The organism is Nitrosomonas sp. TNE100, from assembly GCF_055387135.1.
The window spans coordinates 19,639-41,768 of the sequence record NZ_AP040997.1 but is presented as its reverse complement, the minus strand read 5'-3'; the positions used below and the strand labels follow the sequence as shown (position 1 = coordinate 41,768).

Annotated in this window: 21 protein-coding genes; 5 read left to right on the top strand and 16 right to left on the bottom strand. The window is 48.7% G+C overall.

The features are described 5' to 3' along the window. Nucleotides 1-3: 3 nt before the first annotated feature. From ACZ5EJ_RS00195 to ACZ5EJ_RS00180, 4 genes are read right to left on the bottom strand one after another with little or no spacing between them, the layout of a single operon-like run. Entirely contained in the window at nt 4-690 is a 687-nt protein-coding gene (locus ACZ5EJ_RS00195; RefSeq protein ID WP_464557230.1) for a WbqC family protein, read from the bottom strand. Between the two features lie 9 nt (nt 691-699). After that, nucleotides 700-1,788 carry a DegT/DnrJ/EryC1/StrS family aminotransferase gene (locus ACZ5EJ_RS00190; RefSeq protein WP_464557229.1) on the bottom strand — a complete coding sequence of 363 codons (1,089 nt, stop codon included), beginning with the start codon at nt 1,786-1,788 and terminating at the stop codon, nt 700-702. Beyond that, complete coding sequence (locus ACZ5EJ_RS00185) at nt 1,785-2,555, bottom strand: class I SAM-dependent methyltransferase (protein ID WP_464557228.1); 771 nt, start codon at nt 2,553-2,555, stop codon at nt 1,785-1,787. The genes ACZ5EJ_RS00190 and ACZ5EJ_RS00185 overlap by 4 nt, the downstream gene beginning before the upstream one ends. Then, nucleotides 2,552-3,904: an ABC transporter ATP-binding protein gene (locus tag ACZ5EJ_RS00180; protein ID WP_464557227.1), complete on the bottom strand. Its 1,353-nt coding sequence runs from the start codon at nt 3,902-3,904 to the stop codon at nt 2,552-2,554. Before ACZ5EJ_RS00180 ends, ACZ5EJ_RS00185 begins: the two co-directional genes overlap by 4 nt. An 80-nt stretch (nt 3,905-3,984) precedes the next feature. On the opposite strand from ACZ5EJ_RS00180, the gene ACZ5EJ_RS00175 reads away from it, so the two are divergent. Both ACZ5EJ_RS00175 and ACZ5EJ_RS00170 read left to right on the top strand, forming a co-directional pair. Beyond that, nucleotides 3,985-4,272, top strand: a complete 288-nt coding sequence (locus ACZ5EJ_RS00175; protein WP_464557225.1) for a type II toxin-antitoxin system RelE/ParE family toxin — start codon at nt 3,985-3,987, stop codon at nt 4,270-4,272. Between the two features lie 9 nt (nt 4,273-4,281). Beyond that, on the top strand, nt 4,282-4,587 hold the full coding sequence (locus tag ACZ5EJ_RS00170; RefSeq protein ID WP_011633283.1) for a HigA family addiction module antitoxin: 306 nt from the start codon (nt 4,282-4,284) through the stop codon (nt 4,585-4,587). Between the two features lie 475 nt (nt 4,588-5,062). On the opposite strand, the gene ACZ5EJ_RS00165 is transcribed toward ACZ5EJ_RS00170, so the two are convergent. The 7 genes from ACZ5EJ_RS00165 to ACZ5EJ_RS00135 form a co-directional block, all read right to left on the bottom strand. Then, entirely contained in the window at nt 5,063-6,112 is a 1,050-nt protein-coding gene (locus ACZ5EJ_RS00165; protein WP_464557224.1) for an Rpn family recombination-promoting nuclease/putative transposase, read from the bottom strand. A gap of 126 nt (nt 6,113-6,238) precedes the next feature. Then, nucleotides 6,239-6,586: a hypothetical protein gene (locus ACZ5EJ_RS00160; protein ID WP_218117883.1), complete on the bottom strand. Its 348-nt coding sequence runs from the start codon at nt 6,584-6,586 to the stop codon at nt 6,239-6,241. Between the two features lie 81 nt (nt 6,587-6,667). Continuing rightward, nucleotides 6,668-7,222, bottom strand: coding sequence for an ORF6N domain-containing protein (locus tag ACZ5EJ_RS00155; protein ID WP_011633281.1), 555 nt, complete (start codon nt 7,220-7,222; stop codon nt 6,668-6,670). Nucleotides 7,223-7,396: 174 nt separating this feature from the next. After that, on the bottom strand, nt 7,397-7,600 hold the full coding sequence (locus ACZ5EJ_RS00150) for a hypothetical protein (protein WP_049753073.1): 204 nt from the start codon (nt 7,598-7,600) through the stop codon (nt 7,397-7,399). 148 nt (nt 7,601-7,748) lie between these two features. Further along, nucleotides 7,749-8,567 carry an ABC transporter permease gene (locus ACZ5EJ_RS00145; RefSeq protein WP_011633279.1) on the bottom strand — a complete coding sequence of 273 codons (819 nt, stop codon included), beginning with the start codon at nt 8,565-8,567 and terminating at the stop codon, nt 7,749-7,751. A gap of 423 nt (nt 8,568-8,990) precedes the next feature. Continuing rightward, on the bottom strand, nt 8,991-10,550 hold the full coding sequence (locus ACZ5EJ_RS00140) for an NAD(P)H-hydrate dehydratase (RefSeq protein ID WP_464557222.1): 1,560 nt from the start codon (nt 10,548-10,550) through the stop codon (nt 8,991-8,993). Nucleotides 10,551-10,580: 30 nt separating this feature from the next. Next, complete coding sequence (locus tag ACZ5EJ_RS00135) at nt 10,581-11,015, bottom strand: GFA family protein (protein ID WP_074456031.1); 435 nt, start codon at nt 11,013-11,015, stop codon at nt 10,581-10,583. A 533-nt stretch (nt 11,016-11,548) separates the two neighbouring features. On the opposite strand from ACZ5EJ_RS00135, the gene ACZ5EJ_RS00130 reads away from it, so the two are divergent. Continuing rightward, entirely contained in the window at nt 11,549-11,812 is a 264-nt protein-coding gene (locus ACZ5EJ_RS00130) for a type II toxin-antitoxin system PemK/MazF family toxin (protein ID WP_369668792.1), read from the top strand. A gap of 101 nt (nt 11,813-11,913) precedes the next feature. On the opposite strand, the gene ACZ5EJ_RS00125 is transcribed toward ACZ5EJ_RS00130, so the two are convergent. The 3 genes from ACZ5EJ_RS00125 to ACZ5EJ_RS00115 form a co-directional block, all read right to left on the bottom strand. Then, entirely contained in the window at nt 11,914-12,060 is a 147-nt protein-coding gene (locus ACZ5EJ_RS00125; RefSeq protein WP_439895587.1) for a GDCCVxC domain-containing (seleno)protein, read from the bottom strand. Between the two features lie 92 nt (nt 12,061-12,152). Then, complete coding sequence (locus tag ACZ5EJ_RS00120) at nt 12,153-13,697, bottom strand: c-type cytochrome (RefSeq protein ID WP_041353627.1); 1,545 nt, start codon at nt 13,695-13,697, stop codon at nt 12,153-12,155. Nucleotides 13,698-13,754: 57 nt separating this feature from the next. Next, nucleotides 13,755-14,771: an IS481 family transposase gene (locus ACZ5EJ_RS00115; protein WP_464557219.1), complete on the bottom strand. Its 1,017-nt coding sequence runs from the start codon at nt 14,769-14,771 to the stop codon at nt 13,755-13,757. Nucleotides 14,772-14,990: 219 nt separating this feature from the next. Between ACZ5EJ_RS00115 and purL the strand changes: the two genes are divergently transcribed. Together purL and ACZ5EJ_RS00105 are read left to right on the top strand one after the other, a co-directional pair. Continuing rightward, nucleotides 14,991-18,893 carry a phosphoribosylformylglycinamidine synthase gene (purL, locus tag ACZ5EJ_RS00110; protein WP_074456196.1) on the top strand — a complete coding sequence of 1,301 codons (3,903 nt, stop codon included), beginning with the start codon at nt 14,991-14,993 and terminating at the stop codon, nt 18,891-18,893. A 57-nt stretch (nt 18,894-18,950) separates the two neighbouring features. Next, complete coding sequence (locus tag ACZ5EJ_RS00105; RefSeq protein ID WP_464557217.1) at nt 18,951-20,219, top strand: ChaN family lipoprotein; 1,269 nt, start codon at nt 18,951-18,953, stop codon at nt 20,217-20,219. Between the two features lie 8 nt (nt 20,220-20,227). Here the strand turns inward: ACZ5EJ_RS00105 and ACZ5EJ_RS00100 are convergent, their stop codons facing one another. Both ACZ5EJ_RS00100 and ACZ5EJ_RS00095 read right to left on the bottom strand, forming a co-directional pair. Beyond that, nucleotides 20,228-21,595, bottom strand: coding sequence for a sigma 54-interacting transcriptional regulator (locus ACZ5EJ_RS00100; protein ID WP_011633271.1), 1,368 nt, complete (start codon nt 21,593-21,595; stop codon nt 20,228-20,230). A 16-nt stretch (nt 21,596-21,611) separates the two neighbouring features. After that, nucleotides 21,612-22,091 (bottom strand): hypothetical protein, encoded by a 480-nt coding sequence (locus ACZ5EJ_RS00095; protein WP_242500184.1) that lies wholly within the window; start codon nt 22,089-22,091, stop codon nt 21,612-21,614. Nucleotides 22,092-22,130 lie beyond the last annotated feature (39 nt).

Sequence of the window (22,130 nt, the reverse complement as noted above, 5' to 3'; positions counted from 1 at the left end):
AACTCAGACAAGATTGTATCCCTCCAACAATCTGGCGCATTGCTCTCGGCTATTGAACATCAAGACATCAATGATGGAAAGGTTTGGCACGAACGGCTTGTTGAGCTGGCGGTAACTGAGCAAATGTGGCTGAATAAAGGATAATTGCAGGCCATTACGTGCAAATGTATTGCGGTCGTAAAGTTCCTTGCCGCCGGACATGTTGATGTAATGAGTAGCACTCAACTCTTTGCAGATGGCTAGAATTTTTTCCTGTCCACGCAATCCGTTATCCTTGTTCAGTGTAGAGGAGATATGCCATTGTGGGCTCAGGTTGAGATAGCTACAGATAAGTCGTAACTGGTAGTCGAGGAAGCGGGCAAGATTTTTCTCTGTCTGAGAAAAAATCTCCTCGATAACAGGGTAGACGATGTCGAAGTACGGCGCCTTGCCATAACAGTGACGCAGACTTTGCAGGATCTTGTGTTGGTTACTGATCTCAACTTGGTTGATGAGTTTGTTTTGACTACCACCATGTAGTGGTAAAGTGATGAATCGCCTATCGCCATTGACGAAAATATGGTTGCGATTGACCCAGCCCCCCTTAATATAATTCACGTCGTCATACACTACAAACGCATCCACCGAGTGAATAAGCTGAAAGTATCCCATATAGGGAAAAAAGTAGGGTTGCATGATGGCAAGCTTCATTTCAAACACTCATGCAACCACCACTCTCCTGATACAAACTGCAATCCTTTCCACATCCTGCCGAGCCAATGCAGGGTACAACGGCAGCGCCAGCACACGATGCGCCAGAGATTCCGAAACGGGACAAGATCGACGCAAAAGTTCAGGTAGAAAGGGCAATGTATTGAGCGAAGGATAGAAATAACGGCGCGGAAAGATGTCACGCGCCTGCAACGCTGCACGGACCTTCATCATGGCTTCATGTGATGGGAATACAACCGGATAGTAAGCGTAGTTGTATTCCAACCCATTCACCGTCTTCGGGCGTTGCAAGCCAAGGCCATCTAACAATTCGTCATACCATGCCGAGCACTTTTGTCGTGCAGCGATAACATTGGGTACCTTGGGCAAGATAGCCAACCCCATTGCGGCGTGCAGTTCAGATATTTTGGCGTTGATACCAAGGTCAAAATACTCATCTTCGCCCAAGTGCCCAAATTTGCTCATGAGAAAGACTCGTTTTGCCACCTCTTCATCCCGACAGACAATGCCCCCACCCTCGGCGGTATGGAAAAGTTTGGTGGCATGAAAGCTCAGCGTACTGCAGTCACCGTGATTCAAAAGAGATTCGCCATGCAAGCGCACACCAAATGCATGAGCGGCATCGTAAATTACTTTCAAGTTATGGCGATCGGCAATTTCCTGAATTCGTGAAACATCACAGGGATAGCCATAGACATGGGTGGCCAGGATTGCGGTTGTATTCTCTGTAATCGCTGCTTCGATCAAATGAGGATCAATACAAAACGATTCGGGATCAACATCTACGAATACAGGTATACAGCCCTCCCACAAGATCGCGTTGGCTGTAGCTACATAGCTATAGGGGGTAGTAATAATTTCGCATTGGAGTCCCAAGGCTTTGATAGCCAACTGAAGTGCGAGTGTACCGTTGGATACCAACGCAAGATTCTTAGCACCAAGGAATGTCATCACCTCAGTCTGTAACTGCCTGGACAGTGCACCATTGTTGGTCAACTGGCCAGACTGCCAAATTTGCTGGAGATAGGCTTGGTATTCTTCGAGATCGGGCAGAGTTGTACGGGTAACAGGAATCATGGTTTGGAAACGACATAAAGAATGCTGCTGGATTTAAGTCCTAACTTTTTAAACAGCCAGTTCCCAAAATATGATTCATCAAACTGGTGAACTTTAAACCCAGATGCTTCAATGCGAGCAACGTAGTCATCATGAGCATACAGTCTGACGTGGTCATTTTGTCCAAACAAACGCCAACGTTCTCCTTCATCTGTAATAGATGGGTCCTCGATGGTTTTAGACAACCCAACAATTATTGGTGCCATCAATATCCCTTGCCCTCCTTTCCTAGTCACCCTAAATAGCTCACGAATAGCAGCAGCATCATCGTCAACATGCTCAAGCACATGACTGCAGATGAAAAAATCATAGCTTCCGTCAGCAAAAGGAAGATTCATGAGATCAATCTCATGGGTAACTCCGCTCATCATCAAATCAGCGGTTTCATATTTCTCAAATAGCCCAAGTTTTCGTAAAAAAATAGATAAACCTACCTCAGGTGCAAAATGAACCGCTTTACTCGTATATTTATCTTCAATTTTATAAAAATATTCCAGCCAATAAGCATACAAACGCTCACGATCTGATGCCCCGCATTCCGCACATGAATAGGTTTCGTGCGCTGTCATCTCACCCTTGCCAAAATGGACAAATCCATGTTGCTCGGCGTTAAGTTTATAAAAATCAGGCAAGGAGTTAAATCCACCATTCCTTATTTGGCAAAGTGGACAATAGGTCTTAGCACCAACCAGTTTTATCTGATTAAGGAAATTACGCATATATTTCATACCACATTCACTTCCAGAGAGTTTTCAATATAAACTTTCGTCCATATACGTCTATTTGCTCTTCGTTGAACATTGAAAACAATCGCATCATCTATTACATCAAGGAATTCCGCAGATTGATCTGCGATGATAGGCTTCGTTAATTGTAATTGAATACTATAATTCCCCTCCTGTAATGGTAGCTGTGTTGTATAAACGACCGAGTAACGACTATCAGGAGTGCCGTGTAATAGTGGCTCACCAACTGTTGACAATCCCGCCCCCAGAATCAGGTTTTTCTTGTCATCCTGTATATAGTAGTTAACAGATATGACCATATCTGTTTGTACATCCAGATAGATTTTTATTTTCACTTGCTGGTTAAATTCAGCCGATACCACTGGCTGATCATTCATATCAACCAACTCGGCAAACCGGATCCGTGCCCCTCCTTTACCATAGCGGAACAACTTTGTTCTTTCATCGAATTCATCTGATACTTTGAAAATCAAAGATTGGCCTACTTTTGATGAGGGAAGAAAATGTTTGGATGATAAATCATCAATCTGCATCGGCGCTGCCTTTAGATCGCAATTCATTTCTTCACGGACTGTTCGCACATAATCCTCAGCGATTGAAGCTGCCTTGCCAAAACTCTTCAGTAATCCATGTTCGAGATAAACAGCCTGAGAACACAGGCTTTTAATACTCCCGATATCATGGCTCACAAAAAGAACTGTTGCACCTTTATCTTGCAAGCGACGAAGTGCTGTCATACATTTGGCCTGGTAAGCCATATCACCGACAGCAAGAGCCTCATCTACCACCATAATCTCAGGCTGGAATACGATGTTAACTGCGAAAGCCAAGCGCACAAACATGCCGCTGGAATAGGTTTTTACAGGCTGCTCAATGAAGTCACCAATGTCGGCAAACATGACGATATCATCAAAACATGCATCGGTTTCTTCCTTGCCAAGGCCGAGTAACGCGCAACTTAAATAGACATTCTCCCGACCAGTAAATTCTGGGTTGAATCCGGAACCCAGCTCCAGTAGCGCTGCAATGCGACCATGGGTTGTAATGCTGCCAGAAGTCGGGCTGAGTGTGCCGCAGATCATTTGCAACAAGGTCGATTTGCCGCTGCCGTTGCGGCCAATGATGCCGATAGTCTCACCTTTCTTCACCTCAAACGATATGTCCTTAAGTGCCCAGAATTCGCGGAAGTATTGCCGAGGCGTTTGCCCAGTTAAGTGATACACGCGGGGCAGGATGAATTGCTTAAGCCGGTCACGCGGGGTGTCGTAGATTTGATAACACTTGCTGAGGTTTTCCACGCGAATGGCGATGTCGTTCTGTTCTTTGTTCACGCTGCCTCCGCTGACTGCCCATAGCAGGGTAGATAGCCTGAAATTTTTCTCGCTTTACGTATTACGTTTGACGTAATATCATGGGCTGTATGATCCAGTCTTTTCGATGTAAGAGTACGCAAGCAGTGTTTGAGGGTGAATATCCTCAGCGTTTTAGTGCTATCCAAGCTGCAGCTGAACGTAAGCTGGCACAATTGGAGGCAGCACAAACACTTGATTTTTTGCGTTCTCCACCAGGAAATCGGCTGGAAAAACTGGCTGGCGACCAGGAAGGTCAATGGAGCATTCGTATCAACGCACAATGGCGTATATGCTTTACTTGGTCTGATCTTGGTCCTGCCGATGTAGAGATTGTTGATTATCATTGAGAAATAACCATGACTAGACCTGTAAACTGCATGCGTGCCGTCCATCCCGGTGAGGTACTGCGTGAAGATTTTTTGATTCCAGCTGGAATAAGTGTCAACGCTCTGGCGATTGCCTTGAGTGTGCCAGCCACCCGCATTCATGAAATCGTCAAGGAGCGGCGCGCCGTTACCGCTGATACTGCTGAACGGCTGGCGCATTATTTCGGGGGTGATGCCGCTTCCTGGCTTGCTTTGCAGGCCAGCTACGATCTGAAAACACTGCCCACGCGCGATGAAATTGAACGCCGCGTGCAAAGACGTGAGGAACACCGGTGATTTGAACTGGTACTGGCAACGGCTAATTACCCTTGTACTGCTCGGGATAGATTTCATGTTATCCCTTGTGTTTCTATTGCTTGCTGCAAACAGATTCTCTCTTGATTTTTCTTTTGAAGATTGCTTGTCAATCCGGATTGGCATTACGTTTTGATGGGAGTAAAAGCTGTATTTTACTGGATTGTTTCAACCTGTTGGGTTTTGCAAAGACGACAAAAGAGGGAGTGGCTGGATTACTTCTTTTACCACGCTACTCTCGCAGCTAAAGGTCTGTTAGGATCCATAAAGACAGTATTTTCTCGTATGCTGCCTGAATAATCCCGTCTTCGCGAGGCGGTGCAACCAGTGCGGAGATCCAGCATGGTTGTGGTCGGGGTTAAGGGTACGTCACGTATTCTGCTGATGTCGCTGCTGGATTGCTTCGGCGTACCGCCTCGCAAAAACAGGGTGGAAGGATACGCAAACATAGAAACCATTACGCTTCAAAAACTTCTTCGATGGTTTGTGCTGTCAGTATCTGTTTTCCCCAGCGCTGCAAAGTATGTGTATCTGCCGCCTCAATTCGCTTGCGTACTGCTTCACTGATTGCACCAGAACCAAAGCGCTGCTCCAGCAAATACTGTAGAAACTCAGCCTCACCCTCCAGTCGTCCTTTTTTCAGGCCTTCTTGTAGACCTTCTTGCAAACCTTTTTGCAAACCTTCTTGCAAACCTTCTTGAAGTCCCTCTGCAATTCCCTGTTGTTTCCAGTCTTTGGTCCATTCCTTGACACGTTCTGAAAGCATGCTGTGTACCTCCTGTAAATCCTGAACTTCGTCAAATTTGATTCCCGGCATTCTGTTGCGCAGATATACCCGTTGTATCCATATAGAAAATGCACGTCGCAAGTTACTTTGCTCGGGCGATTGTAGCCAGGTAATCAACGCCTGCAATACTTCTTGGACATCTTCCGGAGTGTGGCTGTTCTCCAGCCGGAACAAAGCTGCCGCGAGGTTGTGCAGGCTGGTCAGTTCATGTTCGCTGTAGTTACCTTCGTCTAACAGTAAATAATGCAACTGCGGCCGATAGCGTTCCAGCCCGCCCGGTACTGGCATAATCAGATTGGCAATATTCACCGGCGCTTGCCAACGTGGTTCTCCATTGTACAGCACCACTGGCAGTATCGGCGGTAGCCGCTTATCTGTGCCAATCGATTCGCTGCGGATCAGATCCTGATATAACAGACCAACATAAGTCATAATCCGCACTGCCATGAACCAATCCACGGTAGACTGAAATTCAAGCAGCAAGTAGATATACAGCCAGTCGCTTTCCGTTTCTCCTGCCTGATCTTTTCTCCAGCGAATACGCCAAATGACATCATCGTGCCGCTCTCTCAGGTCATCACTGACATAGCTGCCGTTGATCTTCTCCAGCGTGGAGAAATCCAGGTGTTTTATCCAATCTTCCCGAACAAAACCGCGCAGCAAATCCGCCACCATTTCAGGGTGGGAGAACAATAGTTTGTAGCCATGATCGTGATTCATCAGCAAAGTGTCATAGAACAAAAGAAATAAAGCAGTTCTGTATTGCTTCCCGCCATACTACGTTCGAGGTTGCGACTAAAACCTTACAGTTTCGTAAAGACAACTGGCCGGATCATCGCGAGCAGTCTATATTTCACCAACAACAAACCCATGGTTGAGAGCAGCGTCACCATCGCAACGAAACGGGAGCTCCCCGAGTGCGGGCTGCAGACAGTGCGCGGGATGGCTTTGTGCGCGGTACGGCAGTAACTTGCCATCCGCCGGCTGATTCCCGGCGCCTCGGCAGTGATCAGCGATCAGGTTATTCCGGTGCATCCAGTCACCAAACATTTCATGGCTGGTTTCGCCCGCCTGTTCCTTGGCCCAGGCATAAATGTTGCTCTGACCAAACTCGGTATCGAACCACTCGACACCCCTGCATTCAGCAATGTGTACGTGTGCAAACGCCTCGGGATCCAGGATAGGGCGAGCCATGATGGTACGGTGTAATTTGCGGGTCTTGCCCAAATTGGTAATGCTAATGTGCCCATTTTAGCTATCAACTGAAGCGGCCCTTCAGCTTTTACCACCTCCACTTTTTTTGACAGTGTGCTTGAATTTCAGGACAGCGAAATTCAGCTCAATAGTGGTTTCTGCGTCTCGCGTTTGCAGATCACCATCCAAGATTTCAGCAATCAGCTCGCCACTCCGCTGCATAAGTGTCTTTTGCTTTGGCTTGTCTTCTAAGTTAGCGAGTTCCTTAACATTGCGAGAAAGCTCACGCAACTTACTAAAGGTTTCGATAATGTTGAGCGTGGCCTGCGTTGCGTCCTGACTTTTTAGAATAGTGGCTAGCATATAGAGGCCTTTTTCGATAAACGCCTTGGGAGGTACGCGAACCTTGGCGAAGGTTGCGGTCGTTTTTTTCGACCGCAAATTAGCATATTCCTCAGCATTCAGTTCAAAGAAATAACCTTGTGGAAATTTATCTGGATTATTTTTGACAGCTTCGTTTATACGTTTAGTTTCAACACCATATATACGTGCAATGTCGTAATCAAGTATGACTCTCTGGTCTCGAATGATCTCAATCATGCATTCGATATTTTCAGTCTTGATAATGCTGCTCATAATTCTTTCACGTGTGAAAATTAAAACAGAGTCTCATCAAACTGGATAGGCCGAAGCGAGAAATTCACAACAAAACGGTATTCTTCTGCATGAACAAGTTATGCCAGCTATAGCAAGATGTTTGCCTTCTTCGCAACTATCTCCAGGGTTTGTGAAAAATGTTGTTGTTACCGATCAGTATTGCAGTCTGGCGATAAGCTGCAGAGCTTTGCGTTCAACCTCCTGCGTGATAGATGGCAGTTCAACCAGCAAATCAATATCATTGCCCCGAGCATTATCATCCAGCCTGGAACCGAATACTTTGACATAGGCATCGGTGCCAAAGATATCCTGATCGCTTTCGCAAATGATCCGCTGTGTGTACGGTGAGAGTCTCATTTGTTGATGTTCGCTGGAAATTATATGGGCTTTCTCCACCCCTCGGGAATACTGATTTACTTGGTGATTACGAGGCTCGCAGGGATGTAGCGAGATAGATTGTGGGCCAGCATGCCTTTAACAGGAATAATTTATGATTGAATTGATATCAAAGAACATCCGCAAATCCTTTTCTGGTTTTCTGAAACCAGGCAAAGCCCAGCCAGGCGATGAAGCCAGTGGCCAGCCAGTAGAGTCCTAACATGGCGAACTCAGGTATTTTTCCCCAGTACAGTACATCCCGAACCATTTCGACGACCGGAGTAAGCGGGTTCAGGTACAGCCAGTGCCGATAGTTTTCTGGCAAGGCAGTTGCCGGGTAAAAAATAGGGCTCAGGAACATCAATACCGTGGTGAGGACGCCGATGAATTGAGATACATCCCGCAAAAATACTCCCAGTGAAGCCAGGGCCCAGCTTAGGCCCATGATGAATAAACAAAATGGCAAAATGACTAGCGGAAGAAATAATAAGGTAGCGTGCGGCACGCCAAACAGGACCAGGTAGGCCACAAGCCAGACAATCAGGCTGATCACTGCGTGGTAAAGGGCGGAAAGTAGCGCAACGAAGGGCAGGATTTCCAACGGGAAGACCACTTTTTTGACATAGTTAACGTTGGAGAGTATCAGCCCGGGGGCGCGATTGATGCACTCGGCAAACAGGTTAAATACAATCAAACCGGCAAACAACACCAGGGCAAATTCGGTTTTGGAATCACTGCCGGTATTCCAGCGCGCCTTGAACACCACGCTGAATACAAAAGTGTACACAGCCAGCATAAAAATCGGATTGAAAAAGGACCACAGCAATCCTAAAGCAGAGCCACGATAGCGCCCCAGCACTTCCCGTTTGGCAGAGGCATGAACCAGGCTGCGATTTCGCCAGAGACTGACGAACATTTCTATTGGTGTTGCTGAAAATTCGCGCATCGGTTAAGTATTTTTGTTTACTGACACAAGCCGGCTCCGCGATCATCAAAACTACTTCCGATTGTCGTTCGCCAAATCTGGTTGATATCCGACACAAACTGTAAAGTGTCCTTCACGAAATTTTCAAGCGCCACCATGCGTTATTGTGTGCGGGATACTGATCTCAAAGTGTTTCAGGCACGTTACTGCCATGCTGTTTCACTATCTATCAATAAGCGCGATCGGCAGAGCCTAACCGGGGAATCCAATGGGTAAAATGCGACAAAGGCTGCCGCCAGTTTGACGGCACTTTACCACAGCGGCATGTAGCGGTTCAATAATTCCAGCCGGATAGATTACTGCTCTGGTTCGGCAGTTGTCAGATCCGCACGATGCTGGTGGATACCTGGCTTTTCAGTACTGCTGGGCTTGATTGTCCGTATTTTATTGGTTGTTTGGTTTGAACTGCCCGCCAAACCGGGCATATCGGTACCCGGAGGTTTTCTGATCGATCCAGCAATTCAGCAGGTGGCGGGCAGCGGGAATAATTTCCGATGCCGTCATGCCGACAGGGCCATGTTGCTGTTCCAGCAGTGTATCCGCTGCTGCGCCGTGCAAGTGAACGGCCAATAACAGAGTATTTTCCGGAGGTAATGCTTGCACCAGCAATGCACCCAGAAAACCTGAAAGGACATCACCAGTGCCAGCAGTGCTTAAACCAGGATTGCCACTGGTATTGAAATGGCAATGTCCGTCCGGAAAAGCGCAAATGCTACCCGCCCCTTTCAGGACGATGATGCAATTAAACTGTCGGGCAAGGGTTTGGGCGGCCTCCAGCCGATTGTGCTGTATTTCAACAGTGGTTGTATTCAGCAAACGGGCTGCTTCTGCCGGATGGGGTGTGAGTATGGCGGGTGCTTCACGTACCTTGATGGCATTGCTGAGCTCTGTATGGCAGGCAATCAAGTTGAGTGCATCAGCATCCAGCACTAATGGCAGGCTGGTTTGCAGCGCTTGTTCCAGATAAATGCACGCAGCGATTTCTCCCCCCAAGCCGGGACCAATTACCAGAGCATCCAGAAAATCTGGCTCAAAAAAGCCGGAAGGGGGACGCAACATCAACTCAGGTTGGGTCAGATCAACTACCGGTGCATCCTCCTGCGTCAGCAGCCCCAGATAAACTCGTCCCGCTCCCAGATTGAGTGCGGCACGCCCGGCCAGCAGAACCGCACCAATCATGCCGCCGGCTCCGCCCAGAATACCGAGTCTTCCGTAAGTACCTTTATGGCTGTTTGCCTGTCGGAGAGGCGGCAATCTCGAGGCAATACTCGCTCGATCCAACAGCCAGTTCCGTGGAGAAAGCAGTGTGGTGGTGTCCAGCTCCAGATTGCACACAATGATTTCGCCGCAATGATCACAGCCGTCATGCGTCAGCAAGCCTGGCTTGAAGGCGATAAAAGTAACCGTAATCGCCGCCCTAACCGCAACCTCCGACACACGACCGGAATCGCTCAGCAAACCGCTGGGAATATCGAGCGCCAGTATCGGGAGATTCAGATGATTGATTTGCCCGATGAGCTGCCGGTACCTTTCCTCCAGCGGGCGTGCTTCGTTCAGGCCGATACCAAACAAGCCGTCTATCACGGCATCCCATTGGCCATTAGCCGGAATCTCCCGATGGATCATTTCACCGATGGATTGCCATTGTTCCAGCGCTTGTCTGGCATCCCGCGACAGCCGTGCGGATTCTCCGGTAAATACCAGCGTTACCTGTTTTCCCCAGCCATGCAAATGGCGCGCAGCCACCAACGCATCCCCGCCATTGTTGCCCGGTCCGGCCAGAATCAATATCCGGTGATTGTTACCTGTCAGCAATCGGGCTTGGGCAATTTCTGCTGCCGCCAACCCTGCCTTCTCCATCAATGGCGGCGGATTGGGTACGGATAGCACTAGCGATTCAATCTCGCGAATTTCAGCAGTGGTATAGATGGGCGTGGTATTCATTTGATCGCAAGATTATTCGTGAAGATTATGTTATTCCTCTACATTTTCACCTGATCCGCCCATCTCCTTTGGCAGGTCTTTCATTTTTGGCAAGCCGTCCCTGACGTGCAATACCGTTTCCTGGTAGTGCACATGAACTTCGGGTGTATAAGGCAATTCCGGTAGTAATGCTGCATAAACGTCGATGAGTCCCATGCCTGGATGGTCTGTAAAAAGATGGCCACCACAGGTTTGACACCATTTACGATAACTTGCTGGTGTTTTGTGATAGGTTCCGATGTTGTCAGCACCTTGTGTAATTTTAACTGCCTCGGGCTTCCACAAAGTAAACGCATTGACTGGCCCTGCAGACCAGTGCCGGCACGATTCACAATGACAATAACCCATAGCAGCGGGTTCTCCAGTAACTGTGAATTGAACTGCTCCACAAAAGCAGTTGCCCGTATAAGATTTTTCGTTACCCATGATATACCTCCGAGGTTATTAATACCCATAGGGGCTGATTGTTTCCCTTATTCGTATCTTTATGTTTGAGAATGGCGGCAGGTTATGTATCTTGTCAAGCGCGCGTTGCTACCCTTGGCTTTGTCATTGATGATCTAGCCTTATCGTCATGGCCCAAACTTCTTTGGGCACCACCTGCATCTGTTGCTCGATTACTGTTTTACTGTTGATGGTGTAATTAATTACCTGAATCATAGAATAACCATCACGATTGACGATGAAGTATTTACTTTTTTGAACAATGTTGCGAATAACAATCGGTAGCGCCTATATCAATCAACTCTTGAAACAGGAACGCAAAAATTTCCTTCAGGCAGCTTTACGTAAAGCAAACCAGGAAGAGGCAGAAGACACGAACTACCAGGCGGAATTACAAGAATGAGGTAGTAGGCTGTCAGATGGATTAGCCAATGACTGATTTCAAACAGCTGGACATTTACTGGATTAATTTACTGGATTAATCTTGAACCGACCAAGGAGGCAGAAACAAAAAACTGAGGCCATGTGTCATTCTTCAAAGTAGCCTGGCCAATGTCCATTCCAGAACATTGATTGTTGCTCCTTTACTTCCTCAACATAAACCCTGGCCTTTTGCAGTAAATCTGGAGCCCACAGAAAAAAATGGGTTGGATAAAAATCATCATATCAATCTCAAGCAATTACGTGCAGTCGATATTTCGCGTCCCGGGAAGAAACAGGGCGTGCTTGAAAGCCAATATGCTGATCCTATCAAAGATAGCGTTAATAATTACCTTTGATTTGTGAGTTGATCGAACGAGCCAGAACAGGTGTTTCATAACTGCTCTTGGTAATGCGTATGTTGATGATTTTCGTACCGCCAGGCGAGAGCCGACAGCGGTCAAGTGCAACATGAGTGATCTTGCTGCTTTGGCGGGCATGGAAACGTACCATACGAACAAAACACACAGCAATCACCTGCCAGTGGATGTAACAATGTATGGCACAACTTGCATTCGTAGTACCACTGACAGGCATCAATTGGCATTTCCTCTGTTTCTTTATGTCCGCAATGTGGGCAACTAATGGTGGATTGAGTGATCATATTTTTCATATACGAAACTCATAAAATAACCGACATCAGCGGGTCTTCAGAAATTCGATCAGCGCATACTTATCTTCATCCGAAAGTTCTGTTCCAAAGTAGTGCCCCTGATTTTCAGAGAGATCCGGGCAGAGATTTTTGCCAGTACTGGGATCAAGGCTTGCAAATTGAGCAACAGGAGTCCCGGCAGGGAGCATAACGACACCAGATGGGGTTGGCAGTTGTACCTGGTCAGTCGTACGCAGGATCGAACCAGGCTCATCTCGCTTATCAGGATTCAGCAACAGATCCATTGCATCCTCGTATGCCGTGATACGACCAGCCACTGACGGATCGCCGATGCTTTGGCCCAGCCTGTTATTGTGGAAAAAAGGAGCGGTTGCCCAAATGCCTGCAAGAGGCATGTCACGGTAAAAACCTGGTCCGCCGTTCGGTCGTTCCTTATATTGATCTGAAGAAAACACGGCCCAGATATGGCCACCCATCCAGTTAGTCGTGCGGGCACGACAGCTATTCGTACCAATCTCGGCGAAAGGATGAATCAGATCATCAGAGAGAACATTTCGCCTTAACGAACGATTCCCATCGGAATGGCATGATTCGCATGCCTGAGAAAAGACTTTCTGACCCTTCCTTACAACCTTCCAATCAATATAATGTGCGCCTTTCGGGGCACGCACCAGGCGTGGAGCATGTGGCGTTTGCAGAAACGCACAGAGCTTGCCTACCGACTCTTCTGCTTGCAGGAGCTCTGGGCAGACCTGTCTGCATTCTGCAAGGTTAATGGGCGTTTGGCTCCCGCCAGGTCCGTTGGCAAGATGCCCAACCATGCATTCTGCAGCGCACATACCAATGTTGAAATAAACTCGGAGCGCTGCCTGCTCACAGCCGATATCATCTTCTCCTCCCTGTCCGTTACGATGAACGCGAGCAGGCTCACCATCAGCGGTCACATTAAAGAATGGACGATTGGGTAGTGACCAGATCGGCGTAATCGTTCCCGGATTATTAATATGATCATTTTCCAGTAAAGTAGTATCTACAGTGCCGGGAGCCCAGCTGGAAAAGATTTGATAGCGAGGATCATGCGGCGAAAGATGGCTCTTAAAAAGCTTGTCGATCCGCAGATACTGGTTTCCGACAGTAGGATGAATGTTTCTTTCTTGTGGATTATTTGGATTTGAAGGAGGATGAACGGGATCAAATCCGGCATGACAAGCGGCACAGGTGATCCCTATAAGCGGTGAGCCGCCTGAGGGGTTTGGAAATTTTCGCACTCCTATGACACCGGCGGACTCAGGATCTGCACATCGATCGAAATAGCCCGTTGACGCATCACCCGGGGTGCAATCCGGATCATTAATAACTCCATATTCATCAAACCGACTATCCCGTGGCCAGGTTAACATATGATCAAAGCCAATCTGGAAATTGAAGGGAGCATTAGGCAAGATAAGACTAAAAAAGCGCTCTCCTCCAAAAGTACTATTGAACCAGATATTGCGCCCTTCTGCAGCATCCCTTTTATTTCCTGCAAAACATACTGCGGTTGTGAGTAACACCATAACAACATACAACATACAACATACCGGCGGGTAGTATTTTTCTCATGCTGTCCTCCTTCCTAAAAGCAAGTATTACATCTGGGGAATATGTAAAAAATGACAGGTGGAAATAACTAAGTCAAGTCCTAAGATGTTTAGTCCCACGGTGTGCTGGAATGGGTCAAAGATAAAACGATCTGGCTCATTTTTCCAGATTTTGCAGATGTATTCATAGGGTGTTAGGCCTTTGAGAGCTTTTAGTCTTTTGGCGAAGTTATAAGCCATCACAAAGCGATGGAGATGGGCCTTCAGCTGATCGTGTGAGTCGTAATAATACCGTTTTACAGTCGCATCCTTGATGGTTCGATTCATGCGTTCAACCTGACCATTGGTCCAGGGATGGTTGGGTTTGGTGAGACGGTGCTCGATGCCGTTGATCTGACAACACCTATCGAACATATGCGTTACATACTGAGCCGTTGGCCCATTCCGATAACGCGCCGGGAACGTAAACTGGATACCGTTATCAGTCAGGATTGTATGGATCTTGTAGGGAACAGTCTCGATCACGGCCTTCAAGAAGGCGGTTGCCGTGTTGCGGTTGGCTTTGTTCTGGAGTTGAACAAAAACGAACTTTGATGTCCGGTCAATGGCTACAAAAAGATAGAGTTTACCTTCCTTCGTACGAACTTCGGCAATATCAATATGGAAGTAGCCAATTGGATAGGCATTAAACTTTTTCTTTGGCTTGTCACCATCAACCTCCGGCAACCGACTGATGCCATGCCGTTGAAAGCAGCGATGCAGGCTTGAGCGGGTTAAATGCGGAATGCTTGGTTGCAAGGCATATAGACAATCATCCAGCGGTAGAAGCGTATGTTTGCGAAACGCCACAACAGCGGCTTCTTCTTCCAGACTTAAAACAGTCGAGTGCGACTCTTTGGGGCCCATCGGTGCATCGTGGGTGAATTCCCGCTTCCGCCACTTCGCTACCGTTTTTGGATTAATCCCATGCCGCTTGGCCAGAACATTCAGACTCTCTTGACTATTTTGTATCGCTCGACGTACCGCCGCTGTCGTGCGGGCGCTTCCGTGTAATATCTGTCCCATAAATCATCCCTCCGTAGCTGGTTATATGTTACACCAGCACACCGTGGGACTAAACATCTAAGAAGGTGTTCCGAATTTTGTATAAACGGAGAAACTGCAACTATTATTGATCCATGCGATCAGTTTCTGGTTTTTCCCAACCTAATCATCCAGACAATAATCTGGCTGTAGGTTACTCGTGTAAAATCATGTCTTTTCATTTAACTGGCTACATTCCTGATGTTGCAATTTCACGGGCGCAATGCGCTTTCTCCTTTTCGTCTGGAACGCTTGCTTCATTCAATTCAGTCAATCGTACCGGAAATTTCCGGTATTACTGCCGACTACCACTATTTCTGTGAGGTTCAGCGTGATTTGACGCCGGAAGAAATCGATCGGCTACGACAGTTGCTCAATGTTGAGGGGGCAGCAGCGCCGCTCTCCCTGGGCAGCAAACTGTTGCTGGTTGTACCTCGTCCTGGCACGATTTCACCCTGGTCATCCAAGGCCACTGATATCGCGCATTGTTGCAGTCTAGATAAAATCGAGCGACTGGAACGCGGCATTGTTTTCGCGTTTCGTTGCCAGACAACACTATCGCCGGAGCAGATGTTGCAAATCGAGGCGTATATTCATGACCGCATGACTGAAGTGGTACTGCATTCGCTGCCTGAAGCTGCGATCCTGTTTCAGCATTCCACACCAGGCACATTGGCTGAAGTTGATCTGATTGGCCAGGGAAGTGATGCGCTGCTGCAGGCAAACCGGGAAATGGGACTGGCGCTGTCACCCGATGAAATTGATTATCTGCTGGATTATTTTATCCGCATTCGGCGCAACCCTACCGATGTCGAATTGATGATGTTTGCACAGGCCAATTCGGAACATTGTCGCCACAAGATTTTCAATGCGAGCTGGGTAATCGATGGCATGCAGCAACCCCATTCGCTGTTTGACATGATCCGGCATACGCATCAGCGCCACCCTGAACATACCATTGTTGCCTATGCAGATAATGCTGCCATTCTGGAAGGAAAAACTGTTGAGCGGTTTTACCCCAGTCAAGGCAATTCGTACAGGCACGAACCGGAACTGACCCATTGGTTGATTAAGGTGGAGACGCACAATCATCCGACGGCCATCTCACCTTTTCCAGGTGCGGCAACCGGCGTGGGGGGCGAGATTCGCGATGAAGGTGCAACCGGATCCGGCGCGAAACCCAAGGCCGGCCTGACCGGATTCAGCGTATCCAACCTGCGCATTCCTGAGGCCATCCAACCCTGGGAGACTGATAATTATGGCAAACCAGGGCATATTGCCTCTGCGCTTGACATTATGTTGACTGCTCCGATTGGTGGTGCGGCATTCAGTAACGAATTTGGCCGTCCCAATCTGGCAGGTTATTTCCGTACCTATGAAGTAGAAGTCAACGGTCAGGTACGCGGCTATCACAAACCTATTATGCTGGCGGGCGGCATCGGCCAGATTTCCGCATTGCACACTGCCAAAGCACCTTTTCCACCAAGCACCTTGCTGATCCACCTGGGAGGGCCGGGCATGGCTATCGGGTTGGGTGGTGGTGCGGCATCCAGTATGGATGCCGGCACCAATGAGGAAGCGCTTGATTTCAACTCGGTGCAGCGGGGTAATGCCGAAATGCAGCGGCGTGCGCAGGAGGTGATTGATCGCTGCTGGCAATTGGCACGCAGCGGGCAACCCAATCCGATTCTGGCCATTCACGATGTGGGTGCTGGCGGGCTTTCCAATGCCCTGCCCGAGCTAGTGTATGGTGCAGCACGTGGCGGCTGGTTTGATCTGCGTGCGGTTCCCTCTGACGAACCGGGCATGTCGCCCCTGCAGATCTGGTGTAATGAAGCGCAGGAACGTTATGTGCTTGCCATTCATCCGCAATCCCTGCCTTTGTTCCAGGCAATTTGCGAACGCGAGCGCTGCCCGTTCGCTGTTGTCGGTGAAGCACTGACAGAGCCGCAACTGATTGTGGCCGATGAACATTCGGCCACTCATCCGGCGGATATTCCTTTATCCGTGCTGCTGGGCAAACCACCCAAAATGGTGCGCAATGTAAAACGTATCCACCCTGCCCCTACTCCTCTGGACAAAACCGGTATACGCCTGCAGGAAGCGGTCAGTCGCGTTCTGCGCCTGCCAGCCGTGGCGAACAAATCCTTTCTGATTACGATTGGCGATCGCACAGTTGGCGGCCAGACGGCGCGCGATCAGATGGTTGGCCCATGGCAAGTGCCGGTAGCCGATGTCGCGGTTACTACCTCGGGCTTTCAGACGTATCTGGGCGAAGCATTCGCGCTAGGTGAACGCACGCCGCTGGCTGTGATCGATGCAGCCAGTTCAGCACGTATGGCGGTAGGGGAAGCAATTACCAATCTGGCTGCTGCCGCGATTGCCAGCCTTGGAACCGTCCGATTATCTGCAAACTGGATGGCCGCGGCGGGACACCCAGGTGAGGATGCCGCATTGTATGACGCCGTACATGCCGTAGCAATGGAATTGTGTCCCACACTGGGAATCAGTATCCCGGTAGGCAAGGATTCATTGTCGATGAAAACCAGTTGGCATGATTCACAACAAAAAGAAGTAATTGCACCGCTTTCATTGATTATTTCGGCATTTGCCAAAGTCTCCGATGCACGCAAGACACTCACGCCGCAACTGCGGCTAGATAAAGGTGAAACTGAGCTGATTTTGCTTGATCTGGGTAATGGCAAAAATCGGCTTGGTGGATCGGCGCTGGCGCAGGTTTACGGACAATCAGGGGATCGTGCACCTGATCTGGAGAGTCCGGAAACACTCAAAGCTTTTTTTGATGCCGTGCAAACGCTCAATGAACAAGGTTTGCTGCTGGCCTACCATGATCGCTCTGATGGCGGGCTGTTTGTCGCACTCTGTGAAATGGCATTTGCCGGACATTGCGGCGTCAGCATCGCGCTGGATGCACTGATCTCCAGATCAGTTGATGTTGTAGACACACAAGTGCTGTCAACTTTGTTTAGCGAGGAACTGGGCGCCATTATCCAGATCGAAACCCGGCATCATGCTACAGTGATGACTATTCTGGCAGGGGCAGGATTGGGACAAGCCAGCTACCTGATCGGCCACCCGAACCGACAGGATGACATCCATCTGATGTATGACGGCAAGGTGATCTTTCAGGAAAAACGTGTGGCGTTACAACGTATCTGGTCGGAAACCAGCTTTCAGATGCAAAAACTGCGCGATCATCCCGGATGTGCGCAACAGGAATTTGATCGACTGCTGGATACAGATGATCCGGGACTGCATGTTCACCTGACGTTTTCACTGGATAAAGCTGCTTCTGTACCAGGCATCCTTGCCAGCCGTCCCGCAGTTGCTATTCTGCGCGAACAGGGAGTTAACGGCCAGGTAGAAATGGCGGCTGCTTTTGACCGTGCTGGATTCGATACCGTAGATGTCCACATGAGCGACATTTTGTCCGGGCGGGTGAAACTGGCCGAATTCAAGGGCTTGGTTGCCGGAGGCGGATTCTCTTACGGTGACGTGCTGGGTGCAGGCCGGGGATGGGCACAATCCATTTTGTTCAACGCGCGGGCGCGGGATGAATTTGCCGCTTTCTTTGTTCGCACTGATACCTTTGCGCTGGGCGTATGCAACGGTTGTCAGATGATGAGCCACCTGCAGGCTATCATTCCCGGAACCGCTCATTGGCCTCGTTTCGAGCGCAACCGTTCCGAGCAGTTCGAAGCACGTTTTGTCATGGCTAAAATCGGGAACAGTCCTTCGCTGTTTTTTGATGGCATGGCTGGTAGCCGCTTACCCATCACCGTTGCGCATGGTGAAGGGTTGGCGGTATTCCGCGATAATGGGCAATTGCTCACGGCGCAACCCTACATTGCACTACAGTTTGTCAACAACCGCGGCGAGCTTACAGAAACCTACCCGCTTAATCCCAATGGCTCTCCTGCAGGCATTACCGGCATGACTTCAACTGATGGCCGGGTAACTATTTTGATGCCGCATCCGGAAAGAATATTCCGCACTGTGCAGCATTCGTGGCACCCTGACGATTGGCCGGAAGATGCCCCCTGGATGAAAATGTTCAGGAATGCCCGCAAATGGGTGGATTGAGAATACTTCTAATAATATATTGATGTTACCAAACACTTAAAAATACATAACAAAACAATGATTGATTTAAAGTCTGCTCGGCAATTTGTCATACCCGGTTTACTGTTGCTAGGAGGAATGGTGAATGTTTCTGATCTTGCCGCCCAAACTGCTTCGGAGAAAAAAATAGTTTCTACCAGTAAGCAGATCACACCGGACAAATGTGTTCCGGTTGCAAGCTGGATAATCCCCGGTAAAGGGGAAACAACACTGTCCAGCGTGCTGACGTCAGTAAAGGACAAATCCGTGGTATTACTGGGCGAGATGCACGCTAATCCTGAACATCATCGCTGGCAACTGCAAATGTTGGCTACCTTGTACGCTGCACGTCCGGACATGGTAATCGGCTTTGAGATGTTTCCACGCCGGGTGCAGAAAATTCTGGATCAATGGGTGGCGGGAGAACTGACAGAGTCCGAATTTCTGGCTCGATCTGAATGGCAATCGGTTTGGAATACGGATGCCAATCTGTACCTGCCGCTGTTCCACTTTGCGCGGATGAACCGCATTCCAATGCGCGCCCTTAACATTGATATTGCACTGAGACGGGCTGTCACCTCCAAGGGATTCGATGGTGTACCGGAAAAAGATCGGGAAGGCGTCACGCGACCAGCACCTCCCACACCGGAATATCTGGAATTTCTGCTGCCCATTTATGTACAGCATGATCGCCCCGCTCATAAATCTACTGGAAAAGCTCAAAAACCAAACGTTTATGATCCCGATTTTTTGCGCTTTGTTGTCAGTCAGCAGTTATGGGATCGCGCGATGGCACAGGAAATCCATATGACGCTCAGCAGTTATGACAAGAACAAAAATCCGCTGGTGGTGGGCATTATGGGCTCCGGTCATATCCTGAAAGGCTTTGGTGTACCTCACCAGCTAGAAGATCTCGGTGTGAAAAAAATTGCTGCATTGTTGCCATGGGATACCAACCGATCCTGCAAGCCACTGGTTGAAGGTTATGCTGATGCAGTATTTGGCCTGATGCCGTTTACATCGGTATCCGCCGCTCCATTACAGCAGCGTTTGGGCATCGGCTTTGAGTTCAGCAAGAAAACCGGGGGGGCTCTCGTGCTACAAGTCGAAAAACGGAGTATCGCCGAATCTGCCGGATTACAGGCCGGAGACGTAATTCTTGAAATGGCTGGCAATACCCTTCAGGAAAGCAGTGATGTGATTGCTGCGGTTAAACGTCAGACACCGGGTACCTGGTTGCCCCTGAAAGTGTTGCGGGAAGGTGTCATCATTGAAATCATTGCGAAATTCCCGCCTTTAGTGAAATAAACGGGAAATCAGACCTTTTCCTGCAAGGACTTATAGAGTGTGAAATCCAACTGGTGTCGTTGCAGCAGTTTGTAAAATTCGGTGCGGTTGCGCTTGGCCAGCCTGGCCGCCTGGGTTACATTTCCGGCAGTTATTTTCAGCACCTTGACGAGATAATCTCTTTCAAACTGCTTGCGGGCTTCCTCAAACGAGATCATCTGCTCTTCATCCTTGTGCATGGCATCGCGGATCAGTTCGCTGGAGATGAGAGGAACCGCACTCATGACGATACTTTGTTCGATAACATTCATCAGCTGGCGGATATTGCCTGGCCAGGAAGATGCCAGCAGAAAACTGATTGCTTCCGGAGAAAAGCCATTGATATCCTTTTGGTGCTTCTCGGCAAATACACGCAGAAAATGATTGGCCAGCAGAGGAATGTCTTCACCACGCTGGGCAAGTGAAGGAATTGTCAAACCCACCACAAAAAGCCGGTAATACAGGTCTTCACGGAAATTTCCTGCCTGGATCTCCGATTTCAGATCTTTATGCGTAGCAGAAATGATACGTACATCAATCGGGATGCTCTGAGCTGTTCCAACCGGCCGGATAACCCTCTCCTGCAGTGCGTGTAGCAATTTTGCCTGCAACAGCAAAGGCATATCACCAATCTCGTCCAGAAACAAACTACCTCCTTCTGCCAGCTGGAACAGCCCTTTATGCTCCCGGACTGCCCCGGTAAATGCACCTTTGGCATGACCGAACAGCTCAGACTCCAGGAGTTGTTCAGGAATGGCCGCACAATTAATGGTGATGAACGGCTGCTCACAGCGTTTGGATGCTTGATGAATGGCACGAGCAAATAATTCCTTGCCGACACCGCTTTCACCAGACAGCAGCACACTGGCATTGCCTTGCGCGACGCGATCCACTTTGGCAAGCAGATCTTCCATGAGCGCACTGCGAGTAATGATCGCTTTCCGCCATGTCGGGGCAGGCACTTTGCTGGAGATTGTATCTACAGCAGGCGCCAGATCAATTGCACGCTCGACCTGGCTCAGCAGAATTTTAGGATTATATGGTTTTGTGAGATAACCAAAAATCCCGCGCTGCGTCGCTGCGACAGCATCCGGAATGGTACCGAACGCGGTCAGGATAATGACCGGAAGCGTTGGAATATGACGATGGATATGCTCGAACAATGCCATACCATCCATGCCGCTCATCTGTATGTCACTAATGACGAGATGCGGTCGTGATATGTCGAGATAATTGATGGCCGCTTCGGCACTTTCGGCGGGAACCGTTTCATATCCGGCTGCTGTCAGGCGAATGGAAAGCAGCTCAAGTAAATCCGGATCATCATCCACCAGAAGAATTTTTTTACTTTGCATCATTTAGCCAGCTAATTAATCAGAATGCACTTTTGCGCATGAAGTGTTTTTCAATATTTTTAATTGCGTTGATCTTATCTTGCAGTGTTTTTACTTCTGCCTCTGTTGTCCGTAACTTTACAGATAAACTTCGTATTTTGAAATTCGCTGCTCGCTGCTGCTTAAGTAATAATATCAGCAAGTTTTGAAAGGCGGTCGTAGCGGGAGTCGACTCGATCTGCTCCGGAGGATTTTCCATTAGATCCAGTGCAGCTCGCGTACTTTGAAAACCGGTATCGGGCAACAACAACAGTATCAATAATTTAAGTCGCTGGTGTGCATCGATGCTGTCGCGATAATGACTGTTGGCGTACTGATACTCTTCGATGAGCTCTGATTTGGATTTATCTTGTAGTGCGCTGTAGTAACGCATTAGCTCACCCAGATCATCCGGTTCCTGGATAATCCGGGTTTCCATATGTTCGGATGGCTGATGTACCGGCTGAACTAGTGTACGCATACACCCGGGAAGGGTCGTGATTAAAATCAGCCCTGCCAA